This window comes from Salinivibrio sp. VYel1, from assembly GCF_009377945.1.
GTDB classification, from domain to species: domain Bacteria; phylum Pseudomonadota; class Gammaproteobacteria; order Enterobacterales; family Vibrionaceae; genus Salinivibrio; species Salinivibrio siamensis.
Window position 1 is genome coordinate 1 of sequence record NZ_RSAM01000025.1, and the last position, 4284, is coordinate 4284.

Below are 4284 nucleotides of genomic sequence, written 5' to 3' on the forward strand. Positions count from 1 at the left end.
TAAAGCAAGAGAAGAGTTTCAAAGCCGGCATTCAACGCAAGCGAATGATGTGCGCGATGGACCAAGAGTACCTCGCGACCGTGCTGGGAAGCCTTTCATGACGGGGATGTTCATGCGTTTTCCGTGATAGCTAAAACCGTTGTGGTGCAGCCATTTGTTCATGCCAGCAACGGAGTAGCGCACACCAAACTGACTCTGCACATACGCGACAATCTGGTGGGTGTGGGAGTAGGTGTGTTCGGTCAAATGCTCAATCAAGGCCAATGCTTGAGGAGCGGACAAATGACTGCTTGAGCCACCATTCTCGGGCTTGAGTTTTTCAGCAGTTGCGTAGTCTTCAAGATGACGCCGTACTGTTGTTTCGTTAATACGCAATGCTTGAGAAATCATCGCAGCGCTCCAACCTTCAGACGCGAGTAACACTGCTTTGATACGATCGCGCACTCGCCCATCACGAGTCGTCCCATGTTGGCGGTCGAGTTCAAGCTTCTGCTGTTTGGTTAAAGTCACTTTCATAGGTAGGAATCATGATCCTGTTTCTACGTAAAATCAAGCATCTTCAATGATCACGGGTATATCTTGCGATATTTATAAGACAATGCGTACCTGTAACGACTACGGCTTTAAAGATCAAATCACTCGCTCTGGTTTATCAATACCATCGAATATCGCAGAGGGCGAAGAAAGAGAGTCTGTTAAAGACCAACTGAGATTTCTCAATATTGCAAAGTCGTCAACGGCGGAGCTCATTACTCAAATTTATATAGGCATAGAGATTGGATATATAGAAAAAACGGCAGGGTTATCATGGATAAATGATGCTGAAACCATTGCAGCGAGTATCGGGCGACTATCCAAAACAAAGCAAACGCGGATAAACGAAGATCCCGCTGACTATATGCACCCCGATAACTAGTCTTTTTCTGTATTCTGTATTCCGTAATCATTGAATCAAACTTATGAACTCAAATTTAAAAGAACACTACACACACCCCCCCATCCCCCCAATGGCAGCCGATGACGAAATCGACCTCCGTGAGCTTTTCGCTGCTCTATGGCAAGGCAAATGGCTGATCATCGCGATCACCTTTGTATTTGCCGTGGGTGGGGTGGGGTATTCATTATACCTCCCCAATACCTACAAATCTGAGGCTTTACTAGCCCCTGCCAATGAGCAAGGCGGTGGTGGCTTGGCCAGTATGGCCGGACAGTTGGGTGGCTTAGCGTCGTTAGCGGGGGTTAACCTTGGCAGCGGTGGCGGCAGTGAAACTCAAATAGCGCTCGCCACGCTAAAATCGCGCCAGTTTATTAGCGAATTTGTACATGCTAATCAGCTGGAAGTACCGCTAATGGCGACAACAGGCTGGGATCGAGAAACGGGCGAATGGCAAATCGATCCCGAGCGTTATAACCCTGAAACAAAAACTTGGTTAAAGCCTGAAGGCGATCGGGTAAACAAACCGGCAGCCCCCACCGACTGGGAGCTTTACAAAGCGTTTTCTGAGTTGCTGGCGATTAACGAGCAAAAAGATAATGGCTTAGTGACCATTAGCTTTGAGTCAGAATCGCCAATACTGGCACAACGCGTGACTGAAAAGTTGGTGGCCGCGATTAACGCGCGCATGAAAGCCGACAAACTGCAAGAAACCAACACCAATATCGCCTACTTGCGCCAACAGCTAGAAAACACCAACCTCACCCAAATGCAGAATGTGTTCTACCAACTGATTGAGGAGCAAACCAAAAGCTTGATGCTTGCCGAAGTGCAAGACGAATTTGTGTTCAAAACCGTCGACCCGGCCATCGTCCCCGAAGAAAAAGCCGGCCCGAAACGGGCATTGATTTGTGTGCTGGCAACGCTACTTGGCGGCATGCTAGGGGTAGCGATTGTGTTAGTGAGATTTGCGTTTAGAAGAGATGAAGATGAAGACTAGAAACTAGGAAGAGCCCCGATGCGAGCACGAGGCTGCTTTCTCTAGTATCTAAGATCTTTTTTCAGGAAATTAACATGAAAATACTAGTCACAGGCGGCGCTGGCTTTATTGGCTCTGCGGTTATCCGCCATATTATTCAGCACACCAGCGATAGTGTGATTAACCTCGATAAACTGACATATGCGGGCAACCTGGAATCGTTAGCACCAGTCTCTGAAAGCGATCGCTACGCCTTTGAGCAAGTGGACATTTGTAATCGTGCCGAGCTTGATCGCGTCTTTGCCGAGCATCAACCCGATGCGGTGATGCATCTAGCGGCTGAGTCGCACGTTGATCGCTCAATCGACGGCCCCGCAGCGTTTGTCGAAACCAATATTGTGGGTACCTATACCCTATTAGAAGCGACCCGCGAGTATTGGAACCAGCTGGACGACAGTGCTAAACAAGCGTTTCGTTTTCATCATATCTCCACCGATGAAGTGTATGGCGACCTGCCGCATCCGGATGATGTTAAACAGGGGGCGGAATCAGCGAATGAGCCGCTGCCGATGTTCCTAGAAACCACACCCTATGCACCTTCAAGCCCTTATTCAGCTTCTAAAGCCTCAAGTGATCATTTGGTTCGTGCTTGGATGCGCACTTATGGTTTACCAACCATAGTCACCAATTGTTCCAATAACTACGGCCCTTATCATTTCCCTGAAAAGCTGATCCCGCTGGTTATTTTAAATGCTTTAGCAGGTAAAGCATTACCTATCTACGGCAAAGGCGACCAAATTCGTGATTGGCTATATGTCGAAGACCATGCTCGAGCGCTCTATAAAGTCGTCACGGAAGGCGAAGTCGGTGAAACCTATAACATAGGCGGTCACAATGAAAAGAAAAACGTTGAGGTAGTCGAAGCGATTTGTGAAATTCTAGACACATTAGTCCCGAAAATGACCTCCTATGCCGAGCAAATTACGTATGTGCAGGATCGTCCTGGGCATGACCGTCGTTATGCGATTGACTCCAGTAAAATGCAACAAGTGCTAGGCTGGACACCGGTCGAGACCTTTGAAACCGGGTTGAAAAAAACGGTGCAATGGTATTTAGACAATCAAACCTGGTGTCAACATGTTCAGAATGGTAGTTACCAAGTTGAACGTCTAGGTGTTGCTTTAGCGGAGAGTAAATAATGAAAGGTATTATTCTAGCGGGTGGGTCAGGCACACGTTTGTTCCCGATCACAATGGGTGTATCCAAACAGCTGCTACCCGTTTACGATAAACCAATGATCTACTATCCGCTATCTGTGTTGATGCTAGCGGGTATTCGTGAGATTTTGATTATCACCACCCCTGAAGATCAAAATAGCTTTCAGCGCTTGCTCGGTGATGGTAGCCAATTTGGTATTCAGCTTGAATACGCAGTGCAAGAATCACCTGACGGCCTTGCGCAAGCCTTTATCATCGGTGAAGAATTTATTGGCGACTCGTCAGTCTGTTTAGTCTTGGGTGACAATATCTTCTATGGTCAATCGTTTAGTGAACAGCTAAAACGCGCAAGTGAATTGACATCACAGGGTCTAGCGACAGTGTTTGGTTACCAGGTAAAAGATCCAGAGCGCTTTGGTGTGGTGGAATTTGATGGTGAGATGAAAGCCATTTCCATTGAAGAGAAGCCGATACAGCCAAAATCTGATTATGCGGTCACAGGGCTGTATTTTTATGACAACCGTGTAGTGGAGTGGGCGAAACAAGTCGAGCCATCTGAACGTGGTGAGTTGGAAATCACCACTTTAAATCAAATTTACCTACAAGATGGTTCTCTGAATGTAGAGCTGCTTGGTCGCGGCTTTGCCTGGCTAGATACGGGTACTCACGAAAGTTTACACGAAGCTTCGTCGTTTGTTCAGACTATAGAGAATGTCCAAGGCCTTAAAGTCGCGTGCTTAGAAGAGATTGCTTGGAGGAATCAGTGGCTGGCAGATGAAGAACTATTGAATATTGCTGAACCTATGATGAAAAATGAGTATGGACAATATTTGGGGCGTTTAGTACATGAGAAACAAAAAAGATAGTGCAGTGATGAAAGTGTTGATTACTGGCTCTCATGGTCAAGTTGGTCACTGTTTGGTCTCGAAATTGTCGCAACGTAATGATATTGAAGTTGTTGCTTATGATCGCGAACAGTTGGATATAACAAATGAACAACAGGTTAAGGCTGTCATCGCCGAGCTTAACAGGGCGAGCGCATGAGTGTTTATTTTTCAACCATCGCCGGTATGCCTGCGGCTAAAACCTTTTCTAAGAAACTGGGATTCATGAGACAGCGCTTCTGTTTGGCCACCAAGCTGATCTTGGTCGGC

At 46.8% G+C, this 4284-nt stretch carries 6 protein-coding genes and 1 pseudogene; 6 read left to right on the forward strand and 1 reads right to left on the reverse strand.

Features of this window, described 5'->3' with window-relative positions; all coding sequences use genetic code 11:
- Positions 1 to 101: glycosyl transferase (locus EHW58_RS15910; RefSeq protein ID WP_152795353.1), on the forward strand; the 101-nt coding region annotated here is incomplete at its 5' end.
- A 25-nt stretch (positions 102 to 126) separates the two neighbouring features.
- On the opposite strand, the pseudogene EHW58_RS15430 reads toward EHW58_RS15910, so the two are convergent.
- Positions 127 to 516, reverse strand: a pseudogene (locus EHW58_RS15430) (transposase); the annotation flags it as partial.
- Positions 517 to 562: 46 nt separating this feature from the next.
- On the opposite strand from EHW58_RS15430, the gene EHW58_RS15435 reads away from it, so the two are divergent.
- The 5 genes from EHW58_RS15435 to EHW58_RS15455 all read left to right on the forward strand — a co-directional run bounded on the left by EHW58_RS15435 (position 563) and on the right by EHW58_RS15455 (position 4174).
- On the forward strand, positions 563 to 916 hold the full coding sequence (locus tag EHW58_RS15435; protein WP_152797345.1) for a four helix bundle protein: 354 nt from the start codon (positions 563 to 565) through the stop codon (positions 914 to 916).
- Positions 917 to 959: 43 nt separating this feature from the next.
- Positions 960 to 1934 (forward strand): Wzz/FepE/Etk N-terminal domain-containing protein, encoded by a 975-nt coding sequence (locus EHW58_RS15440; RefSeq protein ID WP_152797347.1) that lies wholly within the window; start codon positions 960 to 962, stop codon positions 1932 to 1934.
- A 74-nt stretch (positions 1935 to 2008) separates the two neighbouring features.
- Positions 2009 to 3112, forward strand: a complete 1104-nt coding sequence (gene rfbB, locus EHW58_RS15445) for a dTDP-glucose 4,6-dehydratase (protein WP_152797349.1) — start codon at positions 2009 to 2011, stop codon at positions 3110 to 3112.
- Positions 3112 to 3996: a glucose-1-phosphate thymidylyltransferase RfbA gene (rfbA, locus tag EHW58_RS15450; protein ID WP_152797351.1), complete on the forward strand. Its 885-nt coding sequence runs from the start codon at positions 3112 to 3114 to the stop codon at positions 3994 to 3996. Before rfbB ends, rfbA begins: the two co-directional genes overlap by 1 nt.
- Positions 3977 to 4174: a sugar nucleotide-binding protein gene (locus EHW58_RS15455; RefSeq protein ID WP_227986328.1), complete on the forward strand. Its 198-nt coding sequence runs from the start codon at positions 3977 to 3979 to the stop codon at positions 4172 to 4174. Before rfbA ends, EHW58_RS15455 begins: the two co-directional genes overlap by 20 nt.
- Positions 4175 to 4284: the final 110 nt, after the last annotated feature.

Excerpts from the sequence above, each read along its gene's own strand:
- EHW58_RS15435 (WP_152797345.1), top strand. The coding sequence starts at position 563 with ATGATCACGGGTATATCTTGCGATATTTATAAGACAATGCGTACCTGT.
- EHW58_RS15440 (WP_152797347.1), top strand. The coding sequence starts at position 960 with ATGAACTCAAATTTAAAAGAACACTACACACACCCCCCCATCCCCCCA.
- rfbB (WP_152797349.1), top strand. The coding sequence starts at position 2,009 with ATGAAAATACTAGTCACAGGCGGCGCTGGCTTTATTGGCTCTGCGGTT.
- rfbA (WP_152797351.1), top strand. The coding sequence starts at position 3,112 with ATGAAAGGTATTATTCTAGCGGGTGGGTCAGGCACACGTTTGTTCCCG.
- EHW58_RS15455 (WP_227986328.1), top strand. The coding sequence starts at position 3,977 with ATGAGAAACAAAAAAGATAGTGCAGTGATGAAAGTGTTGATTACTGGC.